Annotated in this window: 1 pseudogene; it reads left to right on the top strand. The window is 52.4% G+C overall.

Going from position 1 to position 1,077, the window contains the following annotated elements:
* Window positions 1-1,077, top strand: a pseudogene (locus ACSV5M_RS21815) (conjugative transfer ATPase); the annotation flags it as partial.

Raw genomic sequence — 1,077 nt, 5'->3', positions numbered from 1 at the left:
GCAACGCTGCTGTATCTACAAATGATGATCATGGCGATCTACCGCGTGCGCCTCGTGGTGATGGAGGCAGGAAACAGTTTTGGGTTGCTCACCACGTTTTTTAAAGAGCGTGGATTATCGACCGTCGACATCACATTGAGTCCTGGCATTGCGCCGTCACTCGCGCCTTATCAACCGGCCATGGAATTGGTTGATGATGACGGCCGCGTGATTTCCGTCGACACGGCCAAAGCCGATGATGGTGAGAGTGATGAGTCAGAGGCCTTTTCCGCCGACGCTGACGAAAAAGTGACGCGCGACATCCTCGGTGAAATGCTGATCATCGCTCAGATTATGGTGACGGGTTGCGTACCGACAGAAGAGGCGAAGTTTTCCAGACAAGATGGTGCGCTACTGAAAGAAGCCATTCTCAACGCGGCGATTACTGCGCGAAAAGCAAAACGCAAACACCTGATTACCGAAGACGTTATCGCTGCCCTCGACGTGCTGAAGGTACACCGCGAATCCAAACGCGGTCGCATCGAGGAAATGGTCGATGCGATGAAATTGTTCACCGATGGATTCGCGGGCGAGATGTTTAATCGCCCCGGCGATGAGCTACCCGACGCCGATTACATTCGCATTGATCTGGGCTCTCTGGCCAGTGGCAATGACACCAAAGACAAATTGTCCGTTGCGTATATCAGTTTGATGAATCAAATCATTGCCCGTGCTAAACGCACCAAAAATGATGGTCGCGACACTATTGCGCTGACCGACGAAGCCCACGTCATCACCACCGAAAAACTCCTCGCCAAGTACCTGGTGACACTCGCCAAGCTGCTCGGGCGACGTGATGCCGTGTGGCTGTGGATGGCCACCCAAAATATGAAAGACTTTCCTGATGAGGCAGAAAAAATCCTGTCGATGTTCGAGTGGTGGGTATTGCTGTTCGTGAATAGCGAAGAACTGAAACAGGTCGAGCGCTTTAAATCGCTCACCGATGACGAACGGCAGATGTTGTTGAACACCCGCAAGGTGCCAAAGAAATATACCGAAGGCGTTGTGCTGGCGGATAACGTGCAAGGCCTGTTTCGA

It is taken from the genome of Cellvibrio sp. ARAG 10.3, from assembly GCF_051846955.1.
GTDB lineage: Bacteria > Pseudomonadota > Gammaproteobacteria > Pseudomonadales > Cellvibrionaceae > Cellvibrio.
This window is presented reverse-complemented; position numbering and strand designations above follow the sequence as displayed.